This is a genomic window from Leclercia sp. CFBP8987 (genome assembly GCF_034044995.2).
In the GTDB taxonomy this organism is placed as follows: domain Bacteria; phylum Pseudomonadota; class Gammaproteobacteria; order Enterobacterales; family Enterobacteriaceae; genus Enterobacter; species Enterobacter tamurae.
Genome location: NZ_CM188255.1, coordinates 2705437 through 2731844, shown reverse-complemented (window position 1 = coordinate 2731844; position 26408 = coordinate 2705437). Strand labels below are relative to the sequence as shown.

Sequence of the window (26408 nt, the reverse complement as noted above, 5' to 3'; positions counted from 1 at the left end):
CGGGAATCGGGTTTGAAAAGCGTTAAATGCGCTAAAGCTCGAAGGGATCAATTTATATGGAAAGCCGTCTGGTAAAACCAGACGGCGATTTCATTACTGCGGACGGGTTGCCGCTTTCATGGCACTGGCAAACGTTTTCAGCTCGCTCAGCATCTGCTCAGGCTTATCGACGTTGTTCTCGATAATTTTCACGATTGCCGAACCGGAAATCGCCCCGGCAGCACCGGCACCCAGCGCGGCAGAGACCTGCTCCGGCGCGGAGATACCAAAGCCCTGCAGCGGCGGAGCGGCATGGTACTCCGCCAGTTTCTCTACCAGATGATGCAGCGGCAGCGCAGCTTTGTTCTCAGCCCCCGTTACACCGGCGCGCGACAGCAGGTAGGTATAGCCGCGACCATGAGAGGCGATCTGGCGCAGCAGTTCGTCGTCGGCGTTCGGCGGACAGATAAAGATCGGCGCGACGTTATAACGCATCGCCGCCTGGCGGAACGGCGCCGACTCCTCTACTGGTACATCGGCCACCAGCACTGAATCCACCCCCACGCGGGCGCACTCCGCGTAGAACTCGTCGATGCCGCGGTTAAACACCAGGTTGGCGTACATCAGCAGCCCGATGGGAATGGTCGGGTATTTCTGGCGGATGGTGGCCAGCATTTCGAAGCACTGCGTCGGGGTCACGCCCGCGGCAAAGGCGCGCAGGGTGGCGGCCTGGATGGTCGGGCCGTCGGCCAGTGGGTCAGAGAAGGGAATGCCCAGCTCCAGCGCATCGGCGCCCGCTTCGATCAGGGTGTCGATAATTTTCAGCGACTGCTCAGGAGAGGGATCCCCCAGGGTAACGAAGGGAACAAAAGCGCCTTCCTTGCGGGCTTTCAGCTCAGCAAACACGTTATCGTAACGTTCCATCAAATTTCCCCTCGTGCTTTCAGAATATCGTGAACGGTGAAGATGTCTTTATCGCCGCGACCGGAAAGGTTCACCACCAGCAGCTGCTCTTTTTCCGGGTTGTCTTTGATCATTTTCAGGGCATGCGCCAGGGCGTGGGAGGACTCCAGCGCCGGAATGATCCCCTCTTTACGGCACAGGGTTTTGAAGGCTTCCAGCGCTTCGTCATCGGTGATCGATACGTATTCAGCGCGACCGATGCTGTTCAGGTGTGCGTGCTGCGGCCCGACGGACGGGAAGTCCAGCCCGGCAGAGATGGAGTACGACTCCTCAATCTGCCCTTCGTCGGTCTGCATCATCGGCGCCTTCATGCCGAAGTAGATGCCGACGCGGCCATGCTTCAGCGGTGCACCGTGTTCACCGGTTTCAATCCCGTGACCGGCAGGTTCCACGCCAATCAGCCCCACGTTGGCGTCGTCGATGAAGTCAGCAAACATGCCGATGGCGTTAGAGCCGCCACCTACGCAGGCGATAACCGCATCCGGCAGGCGACCCTCTTTTTCGAGGATCTGCGCTTTGGTCTCTTCGCCGATCATGCGCTGGAATTCACGCACGATGGTCGGGAACGGGTGCGGGCCCGCGGCGGTACCCAACATATAGTGGGCATTTTCATAGTTACCGGACCAGTCGCGCAGGGCCTCGTTACAGGCATCTTTCAGGGTGGCCGAGCCGCTGTATACCGGGATCACTTCCGCGCCCATCAGACGCATACGGAACACGTTCGGCGACTGACGTTCAACGTCTTTTGCCCCCATGTAGATGCGGCATTTCAGGCCCAGCAGGGCGCTGGCCAGCGCCGACGCCACGCCGTGCTGACCGGCACCGGTTTCGGCGATGATTTCGGTTTTACCCATCCGTTTTGCCAGCAGCGCCTGACCCAGTACCTGGTTGGTTTTATGCGCGCCGCCGTGGAGCAGATCTTCACGCTTCAGATAGAGCGTGGTGTTGGTGCCCTCGGTCAGGTTGCGACATTTGGTCAGGGCCGTCGGACGACCGGCATAGTTTTTCAGCAGGTCGGTAAACTCAGCCTGGAAGAGCGGATCTTTTTGCGCGCTCACGAACGCCTCTTCCAGCTGGCGCAGGGCGGGCATCAGGATCTGCGGCACATACATGCCGCCGAATTCGCCAAAGTAAGGGTTTAATAATGTGGTCATCTTCTCTTCCTTAATATGCACGCAGCGTTTTGAACACCGAAGCCAGCTTGCTGGCATCTTTGATGCCCGGCTGCGACTCAACGCCTGAATTGAAATCGAGACCTGCGCAGCCCGCTTTAGCGGCTTCAACGCAGTTATCCGGGCCTAAACCCCCGGCGAGCAGGACGTTGTCCAGCTTCTCACCATTGAGCAGCGACCAGTCAAAACGCTGCCCGGTTCCGCCCTGGCCGTTATCCAGAACATATTTATCGACATGGTGCAGCGTGCGCGGCGGCAGGGTACCGGTCACGCTCAGCGCTTTCCAGATTTGCACCTGCGGGTTCAGCGCGGCGCGCAGGGCATCGATATAGGCCTGATCTTCACTGCCGTGCAGCTGAACGGCGGCGAGAGAAAGCGCCTCTGCCGTGGCAACCACCTTTTCAAGAGTGGCATTGCGGAACACGCCCACGTACTGCAGTGGGGCGGCGGCAATCACTTCGCGCGCCTGGGTTTCGCTGACGTTGCGCGGGGAGGACTCAACAAAAATCAGCCCGCCGTAAATCGCGCCCGCTTCATGGGCCGCGGCGGCATCCTGAGGACGCGTCAGGCCACACACTTTGTTCTCACCCAGCAGAACGCGACGCACCGCCGCGCTGAGATCGGCCTGTTCCATCATGGCGGATCCAATCAGGAAGCCGTTGGCGAAGTGGCTCAACTCGCGAACCTGAGCATAACTGTTGATGCCGGACTCGCTGATCACCGTCACGCCTGCGCCCAGACGCGGCGCCAGTTGACGGGTGCGGTTGAGGTCGATGGAGAGATCGCGCAGGTCGCGGTTATTAATACCGACCACTTTCGCCTCCAGGGCGATGGCGCGCTCCAGCTCCTCTTCGTTGCTCACTTCGGTCAGCACGCCCATGTTCAGGCTGTGCGCTACCGCGGCGAGCTGGCGGTACTGCTCGTCGTCCAGCACCGAGAGCATCAGCAGGCAGGCATCGGCCTGATAAAAGCGCGCCAGCCAGATTTGATACGGGTCGATAATAAAGTCTTTGCACAAAATCGGCTGCGGAGCGATCCCGCTGACGATCGGCAGAAAATCAAATCTGCCCTGGAAGTACTTCTCATCGGTCAGCACCGAAATAGCCGAAGCGTGGTGCTTGTAGATGGCGGCGATCTGGGCCGGGTCAAAATCGTCGCGGATCACCCCTTTCGACGGGGAGGCTTTTTTGCACTCCAGGATAAACGCGGTGCGCGCGCCCCGCAGGGCATCATAAAAACGACGGCTGCTCGGTACCACCTCATTCTGGAAACTGGCGAGCGGCTGCTGCTCTTTACGCGCTTCAACCCAGATGGCCTTATCGGCAACGATTTTCGCTAATACGGTCTGCATTGTTTACCCTCTTGCCGCAAGTGCGGTCACTCGATCGTAGGCTGCGCCAGAGCGCAACACGTCCATCACTTTTTGCGCGTTTTTATGGAGATCTTCGTCGCCGTGCAGACGCATCAGCATGGCGACGTTAGCGGCCACAGCGGCCTCATGCGCAGGCTCACCTTTACCTTGTAACAGGCGCGTCAGAATGTCACGGTTTTCTTCCGGGGTGCCGCCTGCCAGCTGCTCCTGGTGATATGGCGTCAAGCCAAAGTCCGCGGCTTCAAGCTGATAGCTTTTGATTTCACCGTTATCCAGCTCTGCCACCAGAGTCGGCGCATGCAGGGAGACTTCATCCATCCCGCCGCTGTGCACCACCGCGGCGCGCTGATATCCGAGCACGCGCAGGGTTTCGGCAATCGGCAGCACCAGCTCCGGGCTGTAGACGCCAATCAGCGCTAACGGCGGATGGGCCGGGTTGATCAGCGGGCCCAGCACGTTAAACAGGGTGCGGGTTTTCAGCTGCTGGCGCACCGGCATCGCGTGTCGGAATCCGGTGTGATACTTAGGCGCGAACAGGAAGCAGACGCCCAGCTCGTCCAGCGCATCGCGGGACTTCTCGGCGTTCATGTCCAGATTGATGCCGAAGGCGGCCAGCAGATCCGACGATCCTGAACGGCTGGAGACGCTGCGGTTCCCGTGTTTTGCCACCTTCATCCCGCAGGCCGCCGCCACAAAGGCACTGGCGGTGGAGATGTTGATACTGTTGCTGCCGTCGCCGCCGGTACCGACGATGTCCGCAAACAGGTAGTCCGGACGCGGGAACGGGGCGGCGTTTTCCAGCAGGGCGGTGGCGGCACCGGCGATCTCCTGCGGCTGCTCACCGCGCACTTTCATGCTCACCAGCGCGGCGGCCAGCTGCTCGGGCTTCAGCTCACCACGCACCACGGCGGAGAATAGCTGGTGGCTCTCCTGCTGGCTCAGGGTCTGCGCCTGATAGAGTTTTTCCAGAATCGGCTGCAGGCTGTTGGTCTGCTCCAGCTTCTGCAGCGCCCAGTTCAGGGTCTGCTCCAGCAGGCGTGCGCCTTGCGAGGTCAGAATGGATTCCGGGTGGAACTGCATGCCGCACACCCGGTCTGCATCATGACGCACCGCCATCACCATCCCGTTGTAGTGGGCGTTGATGGTCAGGCCCGCCGGGATATTGCTGCCCACCAGCGAGTGATAGCGCGCCACCGGCAGCGGGTTCATCAGCCCGGCAAACATCGCCTGGCCGTCATGTTCAATGCTGGAAGCTTTGCCGTGCAGGATCTCACCGGCCTGACCGACGTAACCGCCGTAGGCCTCGACAATCGCCTGGTGGCCGAGACAGATGCCGATGATCGGCAGCTTGCCGCGCATGCGGGTTAACAGCTCCGGCATACAGCCCGCTTCGCTCGGTGCGCCTGGCCCCGGGGAGAGCATCAGCACCGGGTTTTGCATGGTGGCCAGACGGTCGATTAAGGTCTGGGCCGGGACATGGTTACGGTAAATCACCACGTTGTGACCGTTTGCACGCAGCTGATCCGCCAGGTTGTAGGTAAATGAGTCGATATTATCGAGCAGCAGAATGTCAGCCATCAGAAAATCTCCTGTGCGTGATGGGCAGTCGCAATGGCGCGCAGTACCGCGCGGGCCTTATTGCGGGTTTCGTCAGCTTCAGACTGCGGAACCGAGTCGAGCACAATGCCTGCGCCCGCCTGGACAGTAGCGATCCCTTCTTCAACGTAAGCAGAGCGGATCACGATGCAGGTATCGAGATCGCCATGTGCCGTGAAGTAACCCACTGCACCGCCGTAGCTGCCGCGACGTCGACCTTCAGCCTGGGCGATAAGCTGCATGGCGCGGACTTTCGGCGCGCCGCTCAGGGTGCCCATGTTCATGCAGGCCCGGTAGGCGTGCAGCACATCGAGATCCTGACGCAGTTCGCCCACCACGCGGGAGACCAGGTGCATCACGAAGGAGTAACGGTCAACTTTGGTCAAATCGGCCACGTAACGGCTGCCTGGGGTACAGATGCGCGCCAGGTCGTTACGCGCCAGGTCCACCAGCATCAGGTGCTCGGACATCTCTTTCTGGTCGGTACGCATCTCCAGCTCAATGCGGCTGTCGAGATCGCGATCCAGAGAACCGTCGGCGCGGCGGCCGCGCGGGCGGGTTCCGGCAATCGGATAGATTTCAATCTGACGGCTGGTGGCGTCGTACTTCAGGGAGCTCTCCGGCGAGGCGCCGAACAGCGTGAAATCGTTATCCTGCATAAAGAACATGTACGGGCTGGGGTTGCTCTTCTTCAGCACGTCGTAGGCTGCCAGCGGGGACGGGCATGGCAGGGAGAAGCGACGGGACGGCACTACCTGGAAAATCTCGCCAGCGCGAATCGCTTTCTGCATCTGACGCACCACCACGCCAAACTCATCGTCCGTCTGGCTGACATCACAACGCATCTGCTCCACCCGTTGCACCGGCAACGCCGGTGGCGCTTCATTCATCTGCTCCTGCAGCTGGGCAATGCGCTGCTCCAGTCGCTGTTTCTCCGCCAGTAATGGCGTAAACAGGCTGGCCTGAATGCGGGTGTATTTTTTCTGGTGGTCGATCACCAGTAAGGTTTCCGCCAAGTAGAAGCAGTAGTCCGGGCAGCGGTTGCCCTGTTCAAGCTCCGGCAGCTCCTCAAATCCGGCAACCAGGTCATAAGCAAACAGCCCGCCGAAGAACATCGCTTCGCGCTCATGTTCCGGCACGTTCACCAGCCCCTGCAGCAGACGGAAGGCATCAAACACCGACAGCGAGCAGAGGCGGGCATCTTCGTCCAGCAACTGGCTCACCGGCGGGAAGTGCAGGATGCGTTGGTCCGGGCGATGTTCATTCTCGATGCCTGCTGGCAGCACGCCGTCCAACAAACAGAGCAGCGCTGCGCCGTTTTCGGAGAGCGCCTGCAGGGTGACGGTGTCGCCCAGGGCGGTGATGCGCAGCGCGCTGTCAACCAGCAGCAGGCTTTTCAGATCGTCCTTACTGTCGATATCCGCAGACTCGAGCAGTAACGTGGCAGGGCGCGCGCCGCAGACCTGATGGAACAGGGCGGTTGGGTTGTGGCGATACGCCGCCTCACGGGTCAGCAGTTCAAGGGTCGGTTTGGCTGTTTGCATGTTGTTGTTCTCTTTATTCTGTTCATAAAAAAGCCCGCTCAGTGGCGGGCCAGGTATCTGTTTGCATGACGCAGACGTACGACACTGCCCGATTATCAGGAAGTGCGCCACCAGCCATGCAGAGTGAAATGTGCGGTCATTTTCAGATACCTCGTTGAGTGAACTTGCGTACTAGTTAACTAGTTCGATGGCGTAATGTCAACCCCCCGATTTCAGAATTTCACCACATAACGTTATTATAGCGGCGCAGATATTGAAGATGAGTGACGGGAGCCGCTTTGAGCGACACGAATTACGCAGTGATTTACGATTTACACAGCCACACTCAGGCCTCTGACGGCCTGCTTACGCCCGAAGAACTCGTCCATCGCGCCCATGAGATGCGCGTCGGCACGTTGGCGATCACCGATCACGATACCACCGAGGCCATTGCGGCCGCGCGGGCGGAAATTGCCCGCAGTGAATTGCCGCTTACACTCATAGCAGGCGTGGAAATTTCCACCGTCTGGGAAAACCATGAGATCCATATCGTCGGGCTGAACATCGACATTGAGAACCCGACCCTGCGTGCGTTCCTGGACCAGCAGAAGGCGCGTCGCATTCTGCGGGCAGAACTGATCGCCGAGCGGCTGGATAAAGCCCACATCCCCGGCGCCTGGGAAGGGGCGCTGCGTCTGGCCAAAGGCGGCGCGGTAACCCGGGCACACTTTGCCCGTTTTCTGGTTGAGGCCGGGAAGGCGAATAACATTGCGGATGTGTTTAAAAAATATCTCGCACGGGGGAAAACCGGATACGTTCCTCCCCAGTGGTGTACAATAGAACAAGCTATTGATGTCATTCATCATTCTGGCGGAAAGGCGGTGCTTGCCCATCCCGGGCGGTATAACCTCTCTGCCAAATGGCTGAAACGTCTGCTGGCGTACTTTGCCGAACACGGCGGAGACGCGATGGAAGTCGCGCAGTGTCAGCAGGCGCCCAACGAGCGCAGTCGACTGGCTGAGTATGCCCGCCAGTACGGCCTCCTTGGCTCCCAGGGCTCTGATTTCCATCAGCCTTGCCCGTGGATCGAGCTGGGACGCAAGCTCTGGTTACCCGGTGGCGTCGAGCCAGTGTGGCAACTCTGGGAGCAGCCAACGCCAATTGAAGAGAGGGAAGTATGAGCCAATTTTTTTATATCCATCCTGACAATCCGCAGCCGCGTTTGATTAATCAGGCCGTGGAGATCGTGCGTAAGGGCGGCGTTATCGTCTACCCAACCGATTCGGGTTACGCGCTGGGTTGTAAAATCGAAGACAAAAGCGCCATGGAGCGCATTTGCCGGATCCGCCACATCCCGAACGGGCACAACTTTACCCTGATGTGCCGCGATCTGTCGGAGCTGTCGACCTACTCCTACGTGGATAACGTGGCGTTTCGGTTGATCAAAAATAACACCCCGGGCAACTACACCTTTATCCTCAAAGGGACAAAAGAGGTGCCGCGTCGCCTGCTGCAGGAAAAACGCAAAACTATCGGGATGCGCGTGCCAGCGAACCCGATTGCCCAGGCGCTGCTCGAGACGTTGGGTGAGCCGATGCTTTCGACCTCACTGATGCTGCCAGGCAGCGACTTCACCGAATCCGATCCGGATGAGATCAAAGATCGTCTGGAGAAACAGGTGGATTTGGTTATTCACGGCGGTTACCTCGGCCAGCAACCGACAACGGTCGTTGATTTAACGGAAGATGCCCCGGTAGTACTGCGTGAAGGGGTAGGGGACGTTAAACCTTTCCTGTAAATTCCTCTATTACGGGGCCATCTTATTAGCATAAAATTTTCGCTACTATGGCCCTGTTATTAACACCTCTCTTATTTTTTCGCACGTTTAATGTCTTGTTATTCTCTGAAAATGAGCCAGTGTCCGGAATGACACTATTCCCGCATGAATATGTAGATGTACGATACGTGAATACATATTTATAAGTAAAAGGGTTATCTATGGCGTTACAAGGGACGTTAATTCTGAACGGGGCAGACTATGCACCATTTAATTTGTACGGTGTGGGTGTGTTTATGGCGCACTCAGGTAAAGGCGTTTGTCGCAATAATGGGGGATGCCGAAATATTCCTGACAATGGCCCAATTCCGCCCGGTAAGTATTGGATTGTGGATCGGCATGAGGGGAACTGGTTCTCGCAAAAGCAACTTGAAATTAAAGATTTTACAAAGAGAATACTGAATATCAGCCCTTTTGGTAAATCGGATTGGTTTGCCTTGTGGCGAGATGATTGGGGAATCGACGATAATGCCTGGATAGAGGGTGTTAAGCGCGGTAGCTTCCGTTTGCATCCCGGTGCTTCGTCAAAAGGCTGCATAACAATCGCTCATAATTCTGATTTTGCGATGATTTATAATGCGCTTATGAATACATCACTTGTTCAGGTTCCCTGTATGCGGTCGTTGATGGCGAGAGGATGGGTGGAGGTAGTTGCTGGTGGCTATAACAACATTCGTTCGTAGAATAAGTAAAGTTATTTATTTTATTACATTATTTATAGTTGTAGGCCGCCTGATAGGTGACCCTGAACTCTGGTTTAACGATGACTTAGCCACACGCATTGGTCATATTATTTATGGGCCGGATGAGATTGGTGCGGATAATTTTTATGATCTGTATTTATATATTCACATAATTGCTATCTTGCCAGTGGCTATATTTATCTATGTCATAACAATGAAGTTAATCAAAAAAATAAGGATAAAATAAAGTGCCAATCCCTCCGTATATGTGGTTGAAAGACGATGGCGGCGCAGATATTAAAGGATCTGTTGACGTTGAGGATCGCGAAGGAAGCATAGAGATAATAGGGTTAAGCCACGGGATAAACCTGCCTGTAGACAGTGCTAACGGTAAAATCACCGGGACACGCCAGCACTCATCCATGATGATTGAAAAGGAAGTGGATAGCTCCACGCCCTACCTTTATAAAGCAGCATCTACAGGTCAGACGCTGAAAAGTGCAGAGATTAAGTTTTATCACATTAACGATGCCGGACAAGAAGTCTGCTATTACACGGTGTTGATGGAAAATGTAAAGATTACTGGCGTTAACTGCGCTGTACCTAACGTTAAATTATCGGGAAACGATAAAATGAACCACGTAGAAAGCATCAGTATCCAATATGAGAAAATCACCTGGCGCATAGTGGATGGCAACATTCAGCATACCGACGCATGGAACGAGCGCCCTACAGCATAACGAAATCTGACGGCCCCATCTGTACGAGAGAGCCGATCCGTTGGGTTTGCTTCAGGTTATCCATACCAGAACGCTGCTGCACAAAACTTGTTGAATCATTTAGTCTAAAATTCATGTAGTATGTGCGGCCATGAATCACTATGTGCGGCACCTTGTCCGCCATTTTGTGTGCTATGAAAGAGTTATAGATCAGCGAGTTAAGGTCTTTTTGGGCCTGACTCGTTGTTTTCGAAAGTATACCAGACGCCTGTGAAGGCGACACCTGAAGGAAGCTCAATGAGCGAAAAATTACAGAAAGTGCTGGCCCGCGCCGGCCACGGCTCACGCCGTGAAATCGAAACCATTATCGAAGCAGGTCGTGTCAGTGTGGACGGTAAAATCGCCACCCTAGGCGACCGTGTCGACATCGTGCCAGGCCTGAAAATCCGTATTGACGGCCACCTGATCTCAGTGAAAGAGTCTGCCGAGCAAATTTGCCGCGTGCTGGCTTACTACAAGCCTGAAGGCGAGCTTTGCACCCGTAACGATCCGGAAGGCCGTCCGACCGTGTTCGACCGTCTGCCAAAACTGCGCGGTGCGCGCTGGATCGCTGTAGGTCGTCTGGACGTTAACACCTGCGGTCTGCTGCTGTTCACCACCGACGGCGAGCTGGCAAACCGTCTGATGCACCCAAGCCGTGAAGTGGAGCGTGAATACGCTGTTCGCGTGTTTGGCGAAGTCGACGAGAACAAGATCCGCGATCTGTCGCGCGGCGTGCAGCTTGAAGATGGCCCGGCCGCCTTCAAAACCATCAAATTTACCGGTGGTGAAGGCATTAACCAGTGGTACAACGTGACCCTGACCGAAGGCCGTAACCGCGAGGTGCGTCGCCTGTGGGAAGCCGTTGGTGTGCAGGTTAGCCGTTTGATCCGTGTACGCTACGGCGACATCCTGCTGCCGAAAGGGCTGCCACGCGGCGGCTATACCGAGCTGGATTTAACCCAGACTAACTATCTGCGCGAACTGGTGTCACTGACGCCGGAAACCACCTCGAAAGTAGCGGTAGAAAAAGATCGTCGTCGCATGAAAGCAAATCAGATTCGTCGGGCGGTCAAACGTCACAGCCAGGTCAGCAGCAATCGCCGCTCTGGCAGCCGTAACAACAACGGCTAAAAAAATAAAACCCGGTATCGCCGGGTTTTTTCTTAATAGTCGATACCGATTTGCGCTTTAATGCCGGCATCAAAGGCATGTTTGACCGGGCGTAACTCGCTGACCGTATCCGCCATCTCCAGAATATCCCGATGACAGCCGCGCCCGGTGACAATCACCGTCTGGTGTGTCGGACGGTTGTTCAGTGCCTCCACCACCTCCTGCAAAGGCAGGTAGTCGTAAGCCACCATATAGGTGATCTCATCCAGCAGCACCATATTGAGCGTTGGATCGGCCAACATGCGCTTCGCCTGCTCCCAGACGGCCAGACAGGCCGCGGTGTCGGTGTCGCGGTTCTGGGTGTCCCAGGTAAACCCGGTCGCCATCACCTGAAACTCAACTCCGTGAGGCTCAAGCAGATTACGCTCGCCGTTCGGCCACTCTCCCTTGATGAACTGGATCACGCCCACCTTCTGCCCGTGACCCACGGCGCGGGTCGCGGTGCCAAAGGCCGCGGTGGTTTTGCCTTTGCCGTTGCCGGTGAAGACGATAATAATTCCGCGCTCATCCTTAGCGGCGGCAACGCGGGCATCAACCTGTTCTTTCAGGCGCTGCTGGCGCTGCTGATGACGTTCATCACTCATTGCGATATTCCTGGTTTACGGCCGGGTTGGGCATCAAAGGTCATACCGGTTTTGCGGCGACTGTCGTCGCCCATCAGCCACAGATAGAGCGGCATGATATCGGCCGGGGTTTTCAGTTTAAGCGGATCTTCGCTCGGGAACGCACTGGCGCGCATCCCGGTGCGTGTGCCGCCGGGGTTGATGCAGTTCACGCGCAGGTGGCGGCTCTGATACTCCTCCGCCAGCACCTGCATCATCCCTTCAGTAGCAAATTTCGAGGCCGCATAAGCACCCCAGTTGGCGCGCCCCTGACGCCCGACGCTGGACGAGGTGAACACCAGCGAGCCGGAATCGGACTGCAGTAATAAAGGAAGGAGTGCCTGGGTAAGGAAAAAGGTGCCGTTGACATTCACCTGCATCACCTGCTGCCAGATCTCCGGGGTCTGCTGATCCATCGGGCGCACTTCACCGAGGAAACCCGCATTATGCAATACCCCGTCCAGACGCGGATAATCTGCGGCAATACGCCGGGCAAGCTGCTGGCACTCTTCTGGAGTGCAGGTTAACAGGTCGAGCGTATATTGGTGGGTCGGTGCGCCGCCCTCGCTGGCGATCGCTTGCGCAACGTCGCGCAGTTTATCTTCATTCCGCCCCAACAGAATGACGTGTGCGCCATGGCGGGCGTAAGTCAGCGCCGCCTCACGGCCAATACCGTCGCTGGCGCCGGTGACCAGGATGATACGGTTTTGCAGTAGATCTTTTTTGGGTTGATAGTGCAAAGTCACTCCTCTGGCGCGCGTTGGCGCGGCCCATGCTGTGCGGTCTCTTTTCGGCTTTATGCCCGAAAGTGAGCAGGATATCAATCAGTCATCCGGAGAGTTCACTGTAAAATTAACAATTTGCAAACATTTTTCCGTGAAATGCCAATTCCTGAAGACGCCTCGCAAGGGTATCGTCAGGTGCGAGACGCCTGGCGAAGGCTGTTGTACACTGGGTGTGAAAACAAGTGGTTAAACCAAGGTGGACGCGTGGAATTACTTTCTGAATACGGTTTATTTCTGGCCAAAATAGCAACGGTAGTGATTGCCATTGCGGTGGTCGCAGTTCTGATTGTCAACCTGACGCAGCGTAAACGTCAGCGCGGTGAGTTGCGGATCACCCGGTTAAGCGAGCAGTACACGGAAATGAAGGAAGAGATGTCGGTGGCGCTGCTTGACCCGCATCAACAAAAGCTGTGGCACAAAGCGCAGAAGAAAAAGCTCAAGCTTGACGCGAAAGCGGCAAAGCAGAAAGCAAAGCAGGAGCACCGCGCCGAGGTGCCAAAACCGCGGGTCTATGTGCTGGATTTCAAAGGCAGCATGGATGCGCATGAGGTCTCCTCCCTGCGCGAAGAGATCACCGCCGTGCTGGCAGTGGCCAGAGCTGAAGACCAGGTTGTCCTGCGTCTTGAAAGCCCGGGTGGGGTAGTGCACGGCTACGGGCTGGCCTCCTCGCAGCTGCAACGCCTGCGTGACAGGCAGATCCCACTGACGGTGGCGGTAGATAAAGTTGCCGCCAGCGGTGGCTACATGATGGCCTGCGTGGCCGATAAAATCGTCGCTGCGCCTTTCTCTATTATTGGTTCGATTGGCGTAGTGGCGCAGATCCCCAACTTCAATCGTTTCCTGAAAAACAAAGATATTGACGTTGAGTTGCACACGGCGGGTCAGTACAAGCGCACCCTGACTCTGCTCGGTGAAAACACCGAGGAAGGGCGACAGAAGTTCCGTGAGGATCTTAACGACACGCACCTGCTGTTTAAAAGCTTTGTGAAGCAGATGCGTCCAACGCTTGATATCGAGCAGGTAGCGACCGGTGAACACTGGTACGGCACCCAGGCACTGGAAAAAGGGCTGGTGGACCAGGTGGGGACCAGCGACGATCTGCTGCTGGGTCTGATGGAGGGCCGCGAGCTGGTAGGCGTGCGCTATATGCGACGGAAAAAGCTGATGGACCGTTTTACCAATAGCGCCGCAGAGAGTGCGGATCGTCTCCTGCTACGCTGGCTGCAGCGTGGACAAAAACCCCTGCTGTAAACAAAAACGCGAGGCCAGTGCCTCGCGTTTTGCTTCAATCGACCAGGTGGTACTTTTCCGATAGCGCATGGGCCAGGTATTTAAACATGTTAAATACCGCCGTGCTGCGTGGGGTAGGTAGCCCCTGCTCATCGAGATAGTACTCGCCGCTGAACACCAGCACGCCATTACGCTGTTCCACTCCAGTGGCTTCGATCCCTGCCAGAGTGTCTTCATGTTCACGAATGAGTTTATTTGCTTCGGCAAGCAACGTTGCGCGGTCAATTGGTTGGGTAGTTTGCTGCATTATCCCCTCCTTAAACAGTGATATTAGTCTACGCTGACGCGGTCCCGGGAGCAAATTTTCCCCGTTTTCGGGCATGCAGGGCAAGACGGACAGCGCTGGCGTGATTTGCTTTTGCATGCTAATAAAGTTGCGTAACGGATTTTATCAGGTAGAGTGTGCGCTTTCGTCATTCTGGCAATAGATTTGCTTGACATTCGACCTAAATCTCGTCGTGCAGTCACACCGGAGCGAGAAAAAGCCCGTAATCTCAACCACCTGGCTGAGGTCGTTTTTGGCGACTGGTCCGAATGGGGGTTGATATCCACTGATGACGTCGTTATATAGATGACTCGTCGCCAGTGGAAGGTGAACTCACGCGACGTATTCCTGGAAGAAACAAATTAGGTAAAGGTGAATATGGGTAAAGCTCTCGTTATCGTTGAGTCCCCGGCAAAAGCCAAAACGATCAATAAGTATCTGGGTAGTGACTACGTGGTTAAGTCCAGCGTCGGTCATATCCGCGATCTGCCGACCAGTGGCTCAGCCAAGAAGAGCGCCGACTCTACCTCCACCAAAGGGGCCAAAAAGCCTAAAAAGGATGAACGTAGCGCGCTCGTAAATCGCATGGGGGTTAACCCGTGGGATAACTGGCAGGCACAGTACGAAGTGCTGCCGGGTAAAGAGAAAGTCGTCTCCGAGCTGAAACAGCTGGCGGAAAAAGCCGACCACATCTATCTCGCAACCGACCTTGACCGCGAAGGGGAGGCCATTGCATGGCACCTGCGGGAAGTGATCGGGGGAGATGACACCCGCTACAGCCGCGTGGTGTTTAACGAAATTACGAAAAACGCGATCCGTCAGGCTTTTGAAAAGCCGGGCGAGCTGAACATCGATCGCGTTAATGCTCAGCAGGCGCGCCGCTTTATGGACCGCGTCGTGGGTTACATGGTCTCTCCACTACTGTGGAAAAAGATTGCCCGTGGCCTGTCAGCGGGCCGCGTACAGTCTGTTGCCGTGCGTCTGGTGGTTGAGCGTGAACGCGAAATCAAAGCGTTTGTGCCAGAAGAGTTCTGGGAAATTGACGCCAGCGTGACCACGCCAGGCGGCGATACGCTGCCGCTGGAAGTGTCGCACCAGAACGATAAGCCGTTCCGCCCTGAAAACCGTGAGCAGACGATGGCTGCGGTTGCGGTGCTGGAAAAGGCCCGCTATCAGGTGCTGGATCGTGAAGACAAACCGACCAGCAGCAAGCCGGGCGCGCCGTTTATCACTTCCACGCTGCAGCAGGCGGCAAGTACCCGTCTGGGTTACGGCGTGAAGAAAACCATGATGATGGCTCAGCGTCTGTATGAAGCGGGTCACATTACCTATATGCGTACTGACTCCACCAACCTGAGCCAGGACGCAGTGAACATGGTGCGTGATTACATTGGCGATAACTTCGGTAAGAAGTATCTGCCGGAGAGCGCCAACCAGTACAACAGCAAAGAGAATTCACAGGAAGCGCACGAAGCGATTCGTCCTTCTGACGTTGCTGTGGTGGCGGAATCCCTCAAGGATATGGAAGCCGATGCGCAGAAGTTGTATCAGCTGATTTGGCGCCAGTTTGTCGCCTGCCAGATGACACCAGCGCAGTACGACTCCACCACCCTGACCGTTGGTGCGGGTGATTTCCGCCTGAAAGCGCGTGGCCGTATTCTGCGTTTCGATGGCTGGACCAAAGTGATGCCGGCGCTGCGTAAGGGTGATGAAGACAAAACCCTGCCAGCGGTCAACGCCGGGGATGAACTCTCTCTGGTTGAACTGACGCCAGCCCAGCACTTCACCAAGCCACCGGCTCGCTTCAGCGAAGCTTCGCTGGTGAAAGAGCTGGAAAAACGCGGCATCGGTCGCCCGTCTACCTATGCGTCGATCATTTCGACCATCCAGGATCGCGGCTATGTGCGTACGGAAAACCGCCGTTTCTATGCAGAGAAAATGGGTGAAATCGTAACCGATCGTCTGGAAGCTAACTTCCGCGAGCTGATGAATTACGACTTTACCGCGCAGATGGAAAACAGCCTGGACCAGGTGGCGAACCACGAAGCCGAGTGGAAGAAAGTGCTCGACAGCTTCTTCGGCGACTTCACCAACCAGCTGGAAAAAGCGGAAAAAGACCCTGAAGAGGGTGGCATGCAGCCGAACCAGATGGTGCTGACCAGCATCGACTGCCCGACCTGCGGCCGCAAGATGGGGATCCGTACCGCCACTACCGGCGTGTTCCTCGGCTGCTCAGGCTATGCTTTATCACCGAAAGAGCGCTGCAAAACCACCATCAACCTGGTGCCGGAAAACGAAGTGCTGAACGTGCTGGAAGGCGATGATGCGGAAACCAACGCATTACGCGCTAAGCGCCGCTGTAACAAGTGCGGCACAGCGATGGACAGCTACCTGATCGATCCGAAGCGTAAGCTGCACGTCTGTGGTAACAACCCGACCTGCGACGGTTACGAGATCGAAGAGGGCGAGTTCCGCATTAAGGGCTATGACGGTCCGATCGTGGAGTGTGAAAAATGTGGTTCTGAAATGCACCTGAAGATGGGGCGTTTTGGCAAGTACATGGCCTGTACCAACGACGACTGCAAAAACACGCGTAAGATCCTGCGTAACGGTGAAGTGGCACCGCCGAAGGAAGATCCGGTTCCTTTGCCGGAGCTGCCGTGCGAGAAGTCTGATGCCTACTTCGTCCTGCGTGACGGTGCCGCAGGCGTCTTCCTGGCGGCTAACACCTTCCCGAAATCACGTGAAACGCGTGCGCCGTTAGTGGAAGAGCTGTTCCGCTTCCGCGATCGCCTGGCAGAGAAGCTGCGCTATCTGGCCGATGCGCCACAGCAGGATCCTGAAGGCAACAAAACGGTTGTACGTTTTAGCCGTAAAACCAAGCAGCAGTATGTTGCTGCTGAAAAGGACGGTAAAGCCACCGGCTGGTCAGCATTTTATGTTGACGGCAAATGGGTTGAAGGCAAGAAATAAGCCTTAATTACCGCAACTTACCTGTAAAAGGGCCGGACATCCGGCCCTTTTTTATTGCCTGTTTATTATTTTTTGTTACGGGCTATACAGCAATGATATAAATGATATAGTGGTTATAGTTAATCCTTTTCTTATTATCAAATCGTCTTAAGCGATTGCCCGTGTGCGCTCAATCGGATGGTCCCGCATGAAACTACAGCAGCTTCGCTATATCGTTGAGGTGGTCAACCACAACCTTAATGTCTCCTCGACCGCAGAAGGTCTTTATACCTCCCAACCCGGTATCAGTAAGCAGGTCCGTATGCTTGAAGATGAGCTGGGGATCCAGATTTTCGCCCGCAGCGGTAAACATCTTACCCAGGTGACCCCGGCGGGGCAGGAGATTATCCGTATCGCCCGCGAGGTGCTGTCGAAGGTCGATGCCATTAAATCCGTGGCAGGCGAGCATACCTGGCCTGACAAAGGCTCCCTGTATATCGCCACCACCCACACTCAGGCACGTTACGCCTTGCCGGGCGTGATTAAAGGCTTTATCGAGCGTTACCCTCGCGTGTCGTTGCATATGCATCAGGGCTCACCGACGCAGATTGCTGAGGCGGTCTCCAAAGGCAATGCGGATTTTGCTATTGCCACCGAAGCGCTGCATCTTTACGACGATCTGGTCATGCTGCCTTGCTATCACTGGAACCGCTCGATTGTAGTGACGCCGGAACACCCGCTGGCGGCCAAAACGTCGGTGTCGATCGAAGAGCTCGCTCAGTATCCGCTGGTGACCTATACCTTTGGCTTTACCGGCCGTTCAGAGCTGGACACCGCTTTTAATCGTGCGGGGCTGACGCCACGGATCGTCTTTACCGCCACCGATGCCGACGTGATTAAAACCTATGTACGGCTGGGGCTGGGGGTAGGGGTAATTGCCAGCATGGCAGTCGATCCGATAGCCGATCCCGATCTGGTGCGCCTGGATACCCAGGGGGTGTTCGGCCATAGCACCACCAAAATTGGTTTCCGTCGTAGCACTTTCTTGCGTAGCTATATGTATGATTTCATTCAGCGTTTCGCTCCACATTTAACCCGCGATGTGGTGGATACGGCAGTGGCGCTGCGTTCTAATGAAGACATCGAAGCGATGTTTAAAGATATTAAGCTGCCAGAGAAATAATACCCTGCGGTATCTTTCCTGCGGGAAGGATACCGTTATCCCTGCGTTTATCCGAATTAAACCCCGCCTCACGCTTGCCATTCCTCAGAATAACCATAGAGTTTTAGCGCTTTCTGTACCTGTCCGTAACAAAAAGACAACCAAAATAGAAAATAAATAGCCGCTACGCAAATTCCTCGTTTCATTTATATATTTCCGCTCAAAAGATTAGATATTTCACGGTATACGATTGGTAAATTCACTGGATTTTCAACTAAAGTTTCTTTAGGATTTATCTCAACCATGATTACTTATACCAATTGTTTGGTATCTAAATGATAAGCGATATCGATTGTATGAGGTTAGCAATGCCGTCAGGACGTCAGGATCCGCAACGGAACCCAGGGCTTAAGCGTAAAGCCTGGCTGGCGGTGTTTCTCGGCTCCACGCTGTTTTGGGTGGTGGTGGCGTTACTGGTCTGGAAATTTTGGGGTTAACTATGACGGTACAGGGGCGCAGTGAAGCAGTGAAACCAATGTGTCAGCAACGTGACACTCGCCGCAAAGTCCGTAAAGAAGTTAAAGGGCAAGTGCCTGCTTCCTGGACACTGTCTCCGCAGCAGCAAGCCTTCATTGATTCGTTCGCAGAAGACGATACCAAAAAACAATAATTCTGCCGCTCAGGCGTAGTGCATTAATAATCCAGTGCACTTTTGTACTCTTAAATAAATACATTTCAGCAATACCGAACTGAGCCAGACTCAGCCGTAAACAAATAAATAAAGACGGGTGTCACAATGATGAATAATATATCCGGAGTTAAATACTGGTCGTGGATCGCTGCGTTCTCCCTGTCGATTCTCTTCTGGTACCAGCTCATCTCCCTCACCTTACACTGAAAAATAAAGCCTCGCTAAAGCGGGGCTTTTTGTTTTTACCCTCTCCTGTAGTCTTAAATTTGTCCATTTGAGTTGTTATCAAATCGTTACGGTGACGATGTGTTATCTTTAATTACGGCCCTGATAAAGGTCAGGGTATCGCAATCCCGGTAATTAAGGAGGAGCTTATGTCGTTAACCTTACGCGAAGCCAGTAAGGACACATTGCAGGCCGAGAACAAAACCTATCACTACTACAGCCTGCCGCTGGCCGCCAGGGAGCTTGGGGACATCGCGCGTTTACCCAAGTCGCTTAAAGTATTACTGGAAAACCTTCTGCGCTGGCAGGATGAGGACTCTGTCACCAGCGAGGATATCCACGCCCTCGCCGGGTGGCTGCAAAATGCCCATGCCGACCGGGAAATTGCCTATCGTCCGGCCAGGGTCCTGATGCAGGACTTCACTGGCGTCCCGGCGGTAGTCGATCTGGCGGCGATGCGCGAAGCGGTTAAACGCCTCGGCGGCGATACCGCCAAAGTGAACCCGCTTTCTCCTGTGGACCTCGTTATTGACCACTCTGTAACCGTGGACCACTTTGGCGACGATGAGGCCTTTGAAGAGAACGTGCGTCTGGAGATGGAGCGTAACCACGAGCGCTATGTGTTTCTGAAGTGGGGCCAGCAGGCTTTCAGCCGCTTCAGCGTTGTCCCGCCCGGCACCGGCATCTGCCATCAGGTCAATCTCGAATACCTTGGCAAAGCGGTGTGGAGCGAACTGCAGGATAAAGAGTGGGTGGCCTACCCGGATACCCTGGTCGGTACTGACTCGCACACCACCATGATCAACGGTCTTGGCGTGTTGGGCTGGGGGGTAGGGGGGATCGAAGCTGAGGCCGCCATGCTCGGCCAGCCGGTCTCGATGCTGATCCCTGACGTGGTCGGCTTTAAGCTGACCGGCAAACTGAGTGAAGGCATCACCGCAACCGATCTGGTGCTCACCGTGACGCAGATGCTGCGTAAGCATGGGGTGGTGGGCAAATTCGTTGAATTCTACGGTGACGGGCTCGATACGTTGCCGCTGGCTGACCGGGCCACCATCGCCAACATGGCGCCGGAATATGGCGCAACCTGTGGCTTCTTCCCGATTGACGGCGTAACGCTGGAATATATGCGCCTCAGCGGGCGCAGCAGCGAGCAGGTCGCGCTGGTCGAGGCCTATGCCAAAGCGCAAGGAATGTGGCGTAACCCGGGTGATGAACCCGTGTTCACCAGCACTCTGGCGCTGGATATGGGCGAAGTGGAAGCCAGTCTTGCCGGGCCGAAACGTCCTCAGGATCGGGTGGCGCTGGCAGATGTGCCGAAGGCCTTTGCCGCCAGCACCGAGCTGGAGGTTAACACCGCCCACAAGGATAGCCGTCCCATTGATTATGTTATGAACGGCCATCAGTACCAGCTTCCGGATGGCGCGGTGGTGATCGCGGCCATTACCTCCTGTACCAACACCTCTAACCCCAGCGTGTTGATGGCGGCCGGGCTGCTGGCAAAAAAAGCCGTTACTCTTGGGCTGAAACGCCAGCCGTGGGTAAAAGCCTCGCTGGCCCCGGGGTCCAAGGTGGTCTCCGATTATCTGGCCCAGGCCCGGCTGACACCGTACCTGGATGAGCTGGGCTTTAACCTGGTCGGCTACGGGTGTACCACCTGTATCGGGAACTCGGGGCCGCTGCCGGAGCCTATCGAGACGGCCATCAAGCAGGGCGATATGACGGTAGGGGCGGTGCTCTCTGGCAACCGTAACTTCGAAGGTCGTATCCATCCGCTGATTAAAACCAACTGGCTGGCATCGCCGCCGCTGGTGGTGGCCTATGCCCTGGCCGGCAACATGAATATTAACCTCGCGACCGAGCCGCTGGGGCACGATCGCAAAGGGGATCCGGTTTATCTGAAGGATATCTGGCCGTCAGCGCAGGAGATCGCCCTCGCGGTGGAAAAAGTCTCCACCGACATGTTCCGCAAAGAGTATGCCGAAGTGTTCGAAGGCACGCCGGAGTGGAAAACGATTGAGGTGGCGCGCTCAGACACCTACAGCTGGCAGGATGATTCGACTTATATTCGTCTGTCGCCTTTCTTCGACGAGATGCTGGCCGAACCAAAACCGCTGGAAGATATTCACGGCGCGCGGGTGTTAGCCATCCTTGGCGACTCGGTGACCACCGACCACATCTCCCCGGCGGGCAGCATTAAAGCCGATAGCCCGGCTGGGCGATATCTGCAGAGTCGTGGCGTGGAGCGACGTGACTTCAACTCCTACGGTTCGCGTCGCGGCAACCATGAGGTGATGATGCGCGGCACCTTCGCTAATATCCGTATCCGCAACGAGATGGTGCCAGGGGTCGAAGGTGGGATGACCCGCCATCTGCCGGGCACGGAAGTGATCTCGATTTACGATGCTGCCATGAAGTATCAGCAGGAAGGTACGCCGCTGGCGGTCATTGCCGGGAAAGAGTACGGTTCCGGATCCAGTCGCGACTGGGCTGCAAAAGGGCCTCGACTGCTGGGCGTGCGCGTGGTGATCGCTGAGTCGTTTGAGCGTATCCACCGTTCAAACCTGATTGGGATGGGGATTTTACCGCTGGAGTTCCCGCAGGGGACATCACGTAAAACGCTGGGGCTGACCGGGGAGGAACGCATTGATATTGCGGATCTGCAAAGTCTGACGCCGGGTGCCACGGTACCGGTCAAACTGACGCGGGCGGACGGGCAAACCGAGATGGTGGCGTGTCGCTGCCGTATTGATACCGCTACAGAGCTGACCTACTACCAGAACGACGGCATCCTGCACTATGTGATTCGTAATATGTTGAATTAACGTGCTGTGACCAGCCCGGCTTGCCTTGCGCTGCCGGGCTGTTGTTTTTTATTCGCTAAGGAGATGCCCAAGCTTCGCCGCTTTGGTATCCAGATAGTGTTCGTTGTTCGGGTTGCGGCCCACGATCAGCGGCACGCGCTCAACGATGTTGATGCCGGCTTCGGTCAGAATTTCGACCTTACGCGGGTTGTTGGTCAGAAGACGCACTTCGTCCACGCCCAGCAACTTGAACATATCGGCGCAGAGGGTGAAATCGCGCTCATCGGCAGCAAAGCCTAACTGGTGGTTCGCTTCCACGGTGTCGTACCCTTGATCCTGCAGGGCATAGGCGCGGATTTTATTCAGCAAGCCAATATTACGACCCTCCTGACGGTGATATAGCAGGATGCCACGGCCTTCTTCCGCAATGTGCGACAGGGCGGCTTCCAGTTGAAAACCACAATCGCAGCGCAGGCTAAACAGGGCGTCACCCGTCAAACACTCGGAATGGACGCGAGCAAGCACTGGCGTCTGCCCGGAGGTATCCCCGAACACTAACGCAACGTGATCCTGCCCGGTTGCCAGTTCTTCAAAACCCACCATCAGGAAATCGCCCCATGGGGTTGGCAGATTGGCTTCTGCCACACGTTTAAGCTGCATGTGATTCTCCAGAAAATGCTGACACGCCTTGTGTCTGTTGCCTGTTTGGCTGTCGGTATTGTCATATTTTGCCACAAGCTGCGCGGGTTCACCTAATCACCGCCAGCTTAACGAACGTTAAACGCACAATCCGACATTTTTACGCGACTGTAATTTTTCGGTTATGATTGTGAGGCTTATCGAAAAAAGGAGACGACATGCTTTCTATTGCCCGCCGCACGGCAGTTGGTGCAGGGATTTTACTCATTATGCCTGCGACTGTATGGATATCGGGCTGGCAGTGGCAGCCTGGCGCGGATAGCGGGTGGCTCAAGGCGCTGTACTGGATCACAGAGACGGTCACCCAACCCTGGGGCATTATTACGCACGCGCTGTTGTGCGGATGGTTTCTATGGTGCCTGCGTTTTCGCCTGCGGGCCGCCATTATGCTCTTTGCCATTCTCGCCGGCGTGATCCTGATCGGCCAGGGACTCAAATCCTGGGTGAAAGATCAGGTTCAGGAGCCGCGTCCGTTTGTCGTCTGGCTGGAAAAAACTCACCATGTCCCGGTCAACGACTTCTACAATTTAAAGCGTAAAGAACGCGGCGAACTGGTGAAAGAACAGCTTACTGAACAACAGGCTGTCCCGACATTCTTACGCAAGCACTGGCAAAAAGAGACAGGATTTGCCTTCCCGTCTGGCCACACAATGTTCGCCGCGAGCTGGGCATTGTTAGGGGTAGGATTGCTGTGGCCGCGCCGACGCACGTTCACTATCGCCATTCTGCTGGTGTGGGCGACGGGTGTCATGGGGAGCCGCCTGCTGCTCGGCATGCACTGGCCGCGGGATCTGGTGGTGGCCACCCTGATGTCGTGGCTGCTGATCACCTGTGCGACCTGGCTTGCTCAGCGCGTCTGTGGTCCACTCACGCCGCCAGTAGAAGAGAAGCGGGAAATAGCCGACAGGGACCAGGAAAGCTGACAGCGGTTGAAATTCTCATATTTAGCCGCAGATCTCACCGTGGCGCGATGCTTTTTCCGTTTCGCGCCCGTCCTTAAAATGGTAGTTTATAAGGCTGGCTACGCGATGTTGAACACTCTTTATTCGCTCAAACCACATAACGGGAAGTAATGTGAAATATTTACTCATTTTCTTACTGGTATTGGCGATTTTCGTCATTTCCGTCACATTGGGTGCGCAAAACGATCAACAGGTAACCTTTAATTATCTGCTGGCGCAAGGCGAATATCGGATTTCCAGCCTGCTGGCGGTACTCTTTGCGGCCGGGTTTGCAATCGGCTGGCTTATTTGCGGCCTGTTCTGGCTGAAAGTTCGGGTTTCACTTGCCCGTGCTGAACGTAAAATTAAACGTCTTGAATACCAGATTGCGCCCACGACCGACGTTCCGGTGAGTTCAGGTGTGCCGGTAGCGAAGGAATAATCAAAGATGCTGGAGTTGTTGTTTCTGCTTTTGCCTGTAGCCGCAGCCTATGGCTGGTATATGGGCCGCAGAAGTGCGCAACAAACAAAACAGGATGAAGCTAACCGCCTGTCACGCGACTACGTTGCCGGGGTTAACTTCCTTCTGAGCAACCAACAGGACAAAGCGGTCGACCTGTTCCTCGAGATGTTGAAAGAGGATACCGGCACCGTTGAGGCCCATCTTACTCTCGGCAATCTGTTCCGTTCCCGCGGTGAAGTTGACCGCGCCATTCGCATTCACCAGACCTTAATGGAAAGCGCCTCATTAACCTATGAGCAGCGTCTGCTGGCCGTACAACAGCTGGGTCGTGACTATATGGCGGCCGGGTTGTACGACCGCGCCGAAGAGATGTTTAACCAGCTGGTGGACGAAACCGATTTCCGCATCAGCGCCCTGCAACAACTCCTGCAGATTTACCAGGCCACCAGCGAGTGGCAGAAGGCGATCGACGTTGCCGAACGTCTGGTGAAGCTGGGTAAAGACAAACAGCGCGTCGAAATTGCCCATTTCTATTGCGAACTGGCTCTCCAGCAGATGGGCAATGAAGACATGGATAAAGCCATGGCGCTGCTCAGGAAAGGCGCTGCCGCCGATCGCAGCAGCGCGCGCGTCTCCATCATGATGGGGCGCGTGTACATGGCGAAAGGCGATTATCAGAAAGCGGTAGAGAGCCTGCTACGGGTCATCGAGCAGGATAAAGAGTTGGTCAGCGAAACTCTGGAGATGCTGCAAACCTGTTATCAGCAACTGGGTATGGCCGAAGAGTGGGTTGCCTTCCTGCGCCGCTGCGTGGAAGAGAACACCGGGGCGTATGCGGAGCTGATGCTGGCGGATGTCGTCCAGGAGCATGAAGGCAGTGACACGGCGCAGGTCTACATCACACGTCAGCTGCAGCGTCATCCCACCATGCGTGTCTTCCACAAGCTGATGGATTATCACCTGCACGATGCAGAAGAGGGGCGTGCTAAAGAGAGTCTGATGGTTCTGCGTGACATGGTCGGCGAGCAGATCCGCAGTAAGCCGCGCTACCGCTGCCAGAAGTGCGGTTTTACCGCCTATACGCTGTACTGGCACTGTCCGTCCTGCCGCGCCTGGTCCACCATCAAGCCGATTCGCGGCCTCGATGGGCAGTAATTTTTAAAAAAAATCTCATTTTAGTTACAACATACTCTAAGTCTGGCATCCAGGCTGGTCGGTGCGCGCTGCGGTCTGGCAGGAATGGAAATGGAACCTGTTAATTTCAGCGAGGCACAGGTAGAATGCACGCCGTTTATCATTCCCGCGCCGATGCGGCGCCCATCGACGAGAAGGTCCGGTCATGACGTCTGTAGCTCCCTCTTCTTCCCGCGCAGGTACTGAATCTCCTGTTGTTGTCGCTCTGGATTACAACAATCGCGATAACGCGCTTGCGTTCGTTGATCGTATTGACCCGCGCGACTGCCGCCTGAAAATCGGCAAAGAGATGTTCACGCTCTTTGGCCCGCAAATCGTGCGTGACATGCAGCAGCGCGGCTTTGATATCTTTCTGGATCTAAAATTCCACGATATTCCTAACACTACGGCCCATGCGGTAGCCGCGGCGGCCGAGCTGGGCGTCTGGATGGTGAACGTCCACGCTTCAGGTGGGGCACGGATGATGACAGCCGCCCGGGAAGCCTTGCTGCCGTTTGGCAAAGACGCCCCCTTGCTGATTGCCGTCACCGTGCTGACCAGCATGGAAGCCAGCGACCTGCTGGATCTCGGCGTGACCCTGTCACCGGCTGAGCATGCCGAGCGCCTGGCGCGGCTGACCCATTCCTGCGGGCTGGACGGTGTAGTGTGCTCTGCTCAGGAAGCGGTGCGCTTCAAAAGTGCTATCGGTCAGGATTTTAAGCTGGTCACCCCAGGCATTCGTCCACAGGGCAGCGATGCCGGCGATCAGCGCCGCATTATGACCCCTGAGCAGGCGCTGGCAGCGGGCGTAGACTATATGGTTATTGGTCGACCGGTGACCCAGTCTGCGGATCCGGCTCAGACCCTGAAAGCCATCAACGCATCACTTCACAAGGGGGCCTAATGCGCGATACCAACAGCCGCCTGGTCTATTCGACCGGCACCGGGCGCATCGATGAACCGAAGGTGGAAGCTGAGCGCCCGAAAGGCGACGGCATTGTGCGCATTCAACGCCAGACCAGCGGACGCAAAGGCAAGGGCGTTTGCCTGGTGACCGGCATTGATGCCGACGATGCCACCCTGACAGCCATTGCCGCCGAGCTGAAGAAAAAGTGTGGCTGTGGCGGATCGGTTAAAGATGGCGTGATTGAGATCCAGGGCGATAAGCGGGATCTGATTAAATCCCTGCTGGAAGCAAAAGGGATGAAAGTGAAATTAGCGGGCGGTTAACGCTTAGCAGAAACAAATAAGCCACGGTCGAGACCGTGGCTTATTGTTTTTATTTTGAGATAGCGCCAGA

General features: G+C 55.8%; 28 protein-coding genes and 1 other annotated feature. Of the genes, 18 read left to right on the top strand and 10 right to left on the bottom strand.

Features of this window, described 5'->3' with window-relative positions:
• Positions 1-93 precede the first annotated feature (93 nt).
• From trpA to trpL, 6 genes are all read right to left on the bottom strand, one after another.
• Complete coding sequence (trpA, locus tag SOM40_RS13070; protein WP_312995832.1) at positions 94-903, bottom strand: tryptophan synthase subunit alpha; 810 nt, start codon at positions 901-903, stop codon at positions 94-96.
• Complete coding sequence (trpB, locus tag SOM40_RS13065) at positions 903-2096, bottom strand: tryptophan synthase subunit beta (RefSeq protein ID WP_106993168.1); 1194 nt, start codon at positions 2094-2096, stop codon at positions 903-905. Before trpB ends, trpA begins: the two co-directional genes overlap by 1 nt.
• A gap of 10 nt (positions 2097-2106) precedes the next feature.
• Positions 2107-3465 (bottom strand): bifunctional indole-3-glycerol-phosphate synthase TrpC/phosphoribosylanthranilate isomerase TrpF, encoded by a 1359-nt coding sequence (gene trpCF, locus SOM40_RS13060; protein ID WP_261645310.1) that lies wholly within the window; start codon positions 3463-3465, stop codon positions 2107-2109.
• 3 nt (positions 3466-3468) lie between these two features.
• Positions 3469-5064 (bottom strand): bifunctional anthranilate synthase glutamate amidotransferase component TrpG/anthranilate phosphoribosyltransferase TrpD, encoded by a 1596-nt coding sequence (gene trpD / locus SOM40_RS13055; protein ID WP_320530105.1) that lies wholly within the window; start codon positions 5062-5064, stop codon positions 3469-3471.
• Positions 5064-6626: an anthranilate synthase component 1 gene (locus tag SOM40_RS13050; RefSeq protein ID WP_320530104.1), complete on the bottom strand. Its 1563-nt coding sequence runs from the start codon at positions 6624-6626 to the stop codon at positions 5064-5066. The genes trpD and SOM40_RS13050 overlap by 1 nt, the downstream gene beginning before the upstream one ends.
• A gap of 24 nt (positions 6627-6650) precedes the next feature.
• Positions 6651-6745, bottom strand: a sequence feature (Trp leader region).
• Positions 6722-6766, bottom strand: a complete 45-nt coding sequence (trpL, locus tag SOM40_RS13045; RefSeq protein WP_106993556.1) for a trp operon leader peptide — start codon at positions 6764-6766, stop codon at positions 6722-6724. It overlaps the preceding feature by 24 nt.
• 138 nt (positions 6767-6904) lie before the next feature.
• Here trpL and rnm point away from each other — a divergent pair, with 138 nt between their 5' ends.
• The 6 genes from rnm (at position 6905) to rluB (ending at position 11017) form a co-directional block, all read left to right on the top strand.
• A complete protein-coding gene (gene rnm / locus SOM40_RS13040; RefSeq protein ID WP_320530103.1) occupies positions 6905-7786 on the top strand; it encodes an RNase RNM in 882 nt (293 codons plus the stop codon).
• Positions 7783-8403: an L-threonylcarbamoyladenylate synthase gene (locus SOM40_RS13035; RefSeq protein WP_106993163.1), complete on the top strand. Its 621-nt coding sequence runs from the start codon at positions 7783-7785 to the stop codon at positions 8401-8403. The genes rnm and SOM40_RS13035 overlap by 4 nt, the downstream gene beginning before the upstream one ends.
• Before the next feature lie 200 nt (positions 8404-8603).
• Positions 8604-9125, top strand: coding sequence for a DUF2778 domain-containing protein (locus tag SOM40_RS13030; protein ID WP_166182693.1), 522 nt, complete (start codon positions 8604-8606; stop codon positions 9123-9125).
• Entirely contained in the window at positions 9100-9372 is a 273-nt protein-coding gene (locus SOM40_RS13025) for a hypothetical protein (RefSeq protein ID WP_320530102.1), read from the top strand. The genes SOM40_RS13030 and SOM40_RS13025 overlap by 26 nt, the downstream gene beginning before the upstream one ends.
• Before the next feature lies 1 nt (position 9373).
• Positions 9374-9865 (top strand): Hcp family type VI secretion system effector, encoded by a 492-nt coding sequence (locus SOM40_RS13020; protein ID WP_106993160.1) that lies wholly within the window; start codon positions 9374-9376, stop codon positions 9863-9865.
• Between the two features lie 276 nt (positions 9866-10141).
• On the top strand, positions 10142-11017 hold the full coding sequence (gene rluB, locus SOM40_RS13015) for a 23S rRNA pseudouridine(2605) synthase RluB (protein ID WP_261645307.1): 876 nt from the start codon (positions 10142-10144) through the stop codon (positions 11015-11017).
• A 32-nt stretch (positions 11018-11049) separates the two neighbouring features.
• Here rluB and cobO read toward each other — a convergent pair whose 3' ends face one another.
• Complete coding sequence (cobO, locus tag SOM40_RS13010; protein WP_262673584.1) at positions 11050-11640, bottom strand: cob(I)yrinic acid a,c-diamide adenosyltransferase; 591 nt, start codon at positions 11638-11640, stop codon at positions 11050-11052.
• Positions 11637-12398, bottom strand: coding sequence for a YciK family oxidoreductase (locus SOM40_RS13005; RefSeq protein WP_106993156.1), 762 nt, complete (start codon positions 12396-12398; stop codon positions 11637-11639). Before SOM40_RS13005 ends, cobO begins: the two co-directional genes overlap by 4 nt.
• 249 nt (positions 12399-12647) lie before the next feature.
• Here SOM40_RS13005 and sohB point away from each other — a divergent pair, with 249 nt between their 5' ends.
• Positions 12648-13694 (top strand): protease SohB, encoded by a 1047-nt coding sequence (sohB, locus tag SOM40_RS13000; protein ID WP_262673585.1) that lies wholly within the window; start codon positions 12648-12650, stop codon positions 13692-13694.
• A 34-nt stretch (positions 13695-13728) separates the two neighbouring features.
• Here the strand turns inward: sohB and SOM40_RS12995 are convergent, their stop codons facing one another.
• Entirely contained in the window at positions 13729-13980 is a 252-nt protein-coding gene (locus SOM40_RS12995; RefSeq protein ID WP_106993154.1) for a YciN family protein, read from the bottom strand.
• Between the two features lie 396 nt (positions 13981-14376).
• Here SOM40_RS12995 and topA point away from each other — a divergent pair, with 396 nt between their 5' ends.
• From topA to acnA, 6 genes are all read left to right on the top strand, one after another.
• Positions 14377-16971, top strand: coding sequence for a type I DNA topoisomerase (gene topA, locus SOM40_RS12990; protein WP_106993153.1), 2595 nt, complete (start codon positions 14377-14379; stop codon positions 16969-16971).
• A gap of 187 nt (positions 16972-17158) precedes the next feature.
• Positions 17159-18133 (top strand): HTH-type transcriptional regulator CysB, encoded by a 975-nt coding sequence (gene cysB / locus SOM40_RS12985; RefSeq protein ID WP_106993152.1) that lies wholly within the window; start codon positions 17159-17161, stop codon positions 18131-18133.
• Between the two features lie 335 nt (positions 18134-18468).
• A complete protein-coding gene (locus SOM40_RS12980) occupies positions 18469-18609 on the top strand; it encodes a YmiA family putative membrane protein (RefSeq protein WP_225758618.1) in 141 nt (46 codons plus the stop codon).
• 2 nt (positions 18610-18611) lie between these two features.
• Complete coding sequence (locus SOM40_RS12975; RefSeq protein WP_501050319.1) at positions 18612-18782, top strand: YciX family protein; 171 nt, start codon at positions 18612-18614, stop codon at positions 18780-18782.
• 126 nt (positions 18783-18908) lie between these two features.
• Positions 18909-19010 carry a small membrane protein YmiC gene (gene ymiC, locus SOM40_RS12970; RefSeq protein WP_225758619.1) on the top strand — a complete coding sequence of 34 codons (102 nt, stop codon included), beginning with the start codon at positions 18909-18911 and terminating at the stop codon, positions 19008-19010.
• 167 nt (positions 19011-19177) lie between these two features.
• The gene (gene acnA, locus SOM40_RS12965) at positions 19178-21853 is read left to right on the top strand and encodes an aconitate hydratase AcnA (protein ID WP_320530101.1); all 2676 of its coding nucleotides are present in this window, start codon (positions 19178-19180) and stop codon (positions 21851-21853) included.
• A 48-nt stretch (positions 21854-21901) separates the two neighbouring features.
• Here the strand turns inward: acnA and ribA are convergent, their stop codons facing one another.
• A complete protein-coding gene (gene ribA / locus SOM40_RS12960; RefSeq protein WP_106993149.1) occupies positions 21902-22492 on the bottom strand; it encodes a GTP cyclohydrolase II in 591 nt (196 codons plus the stop codon).
• Positions 22493-22689: 197 nt separating this feature from the next.
• On the opposite strand from ribA, the gene pgpB reads away from it, so the two are divergent.
• The 5 genes from pgpB to yciH all read left to right on the top strand — a co-directional run bounded on the left by pgpB (position 22690) and on the right by yciH (position 26338).
• Complete coding sequence (pgpB, locus tag SOM40_RS12955) at positions 22690-23454, top strand: phosphatidylglycerophosphatase B (RefSeq protein WP_166182679.1); 765 nt, start codon at positions 22690-22692, stop codon at positions 23452-23454.
• A gap of 151 nt (positions 23455-23605) precedes the next feature.
• The gene (locus tag SOM40_RS12950) at positions 23606-23914 is read left to right on the top strand and encodes a LapA family protein (RefSeq protein ID WP_106993147.1); all 309 of its coding nucleotides are present in this window, start codon (positions 23606-23608) and stop codon (positions 23912-23914) included.
• 6 nt (positions 23915-23920) lie between these two features.
• Complete coding sequence (lapB, locus tag SOM40_RS12945) at positions 23921-25090, top strand: lipopolysaccharide assembly protein LapB (RefSeq protein WP_106993146.1); 1170 nt, start codon at positions 23921-23923, stop codon at positions 25088-25090.
• Positions 25091-25274: 184 nt separating this feature from the next.
• A complete protein-coding gene (gene pyrF, locus SOM40_RS12940; RefSeq protein WP_225758622.1) occupies positions 25275-26012 on the top strand; it encodes an orotidine-5'-phosphate decarboxylase in 738 nt (245 codons plus the stop codon).
• Positions 26012-26338, top strand: coding sequence for a stress response translation initiation inhibitor YciH (gene yciH / locus SOM40_RS12935; protein ID WP_320530100.1), 327 nt, complete (start codon positions 26012-26014; stop codon positions 26336-26338). Before pyrF ends, yciH begins: the two co-directional genes overlap by 1 nt.
• The last annotated feature ends 70 nt before the right edge of the window (positions 26339-26408 follow it).

What these genes read in the sequence shown, in the direction of transcription:
- ribA (WP_106993149.1), bottom strand. Translation starts at nt 22,492, where the DNA reads ATGCAGCTTAAACGTGTGGCAGAAGCCAATCTGCCAACCCCATGGGGC.
- cysB (WP_106993152.1), top strand. Translation starts at nt 17,159, where the DNA reads ATGAAACTACAGCAGCTTCGCTATATCGTTGAGGTGGTCAACCACAAC.
- trpB (WP_106993168.1), bottom strand. Translation starts at nt 2,096, where the DNA reads ATGACCACATTATTAAACCCTTACTTTGGCGAATTCGGCGGCATGTAT.
- yciH (WP_320530100.1), top strand. Translation starts at nt 26,012, where the DNA reads ATGCGCGATACCAACAGCCGCCTGGTCTATTCGACCGGCACCGGGCGC.
- lapB (WP_106993146.1), top strand. Translation starts at nt 23,921, where the DNA reads ATGCTGGAGTTGTTGTTTCTGCTTTTGCCTGTAGCCGCAGCCTATGGC.
- SOM40_RS12975 (WP_501050319.1), top strand. Translation starts at nt 18,612, where the DNA reads ATGACGGTACAGGGGCGCAGTGAAGCAGTGAAACCAATGTGTCAGCAA.
- acnA (WP_320530101.1), top strand. Translation starts at nt 19,178, where the DNA reads ATGTCGTTAACCTTACGCGAAGCCAGTAAGGACACATTGCAGGCCGAG.
- cobO (WP_262673584.1), bottom strand. Translation starts at nt 11,640, where the DNA reads ATGAGTGATGAACGTCATCAGCAGCGCCAGCAGCGCCTGAAAGAACAG.
- SOM40_RS13035 (WP_106993163.1), top strand. Translation starts at nt 7,783, where the DNA reads ATGAGCCAATTTTTTTATATCCATCCTGACAATCCGCAGCCGCGTTTG.
- SOM40_RS12995 (WP_106993154.1), bottom strand. Translation starts at nt 13,980, where the DNA reads ATGCAGCAAACTACCCAACCAATTGACCGCGCAACGTTGCTTGCCGAA.
- trpA (WP_312995832.1), bottom strand. Translation starts at nt 903, where the DNA reads ATGGAACGTTACGATAACGTGTTTGCTGAGCTGAAAGCCCGCAAGGAA.
- trpD (WP_320530105.1), bottom strand. Translation starts at nt 5,064, where the DNA reads ATGGCTGACATTCTGCTGCTCGATAATATCGACTCATTTACCTACAAC.
- ymiC (WP_225758619.1), top strand. Translation starts at nt 18,909, where the DNA reads ATGATGAATAATATATCCGGAGTTAAATACTGGTCGTGGATCGCTGCG.
- rluB (WP_261645307.1), top strand. Translation starts at nt 10,142, where the DNA reads ATGAGCGAAAAATTACAGAAAGTGCTGGCCCGCGCCGGCCACGGCTCA.
- topA (WP_106993153.1), top strand. Translation starts at nt 14,377, where the DNA reads ATGGGTAAAGCTCTCGTTATCGTTGAGTCCCCGGCAAAAGCCAAAACG.
- pgpB (WP_166182679.1), top strand. Translation starts at nt 22,690, where the DNA reads ATGCTTTCTATTGCCCGCCGCACGGCAGTTGGTGCAGGGATTTTACTC.
- trpCF (WP_261645310.1), bottom strand. Translation starts at nt 3,465, where the DNA reads ATGCAGACCGTATTAGCGAAAATCGTTGCCGATAAGGCCATCTGGGTT.
- pyrF (WP_225758622.1), top strand. Translation starts at nt 25,275, where the DNA reads ATGACGTCTGTAGCTCCCTCTTCTTCCCGCGCAGGTACTGAATCTCCT.
- SOM40_RS13030 (WP_166182693.1), top strand. Translation starts at nt 8,604, where the DNA reads ATGGCGTTACAAGGGACGTTAATTCTGAACGGGGCAGACTATGCACCA.
- SOM40_RS13050 (WP_320530104.1), bottom strand. Translation starts at nt 6,626, where the DNA reads ATGCAAACAGCCAAACCGACCCTTGAACTGCTGACCCGTGAGGCGGCG.
- SOM40_RS12980 (WP_225758618.1), top strand. Translation starts at nt 18,469, where the DNA reads ATGAGGTTAGCAATGCCGTCAGGACGTCAGGATCCGCAACGGAACCCA.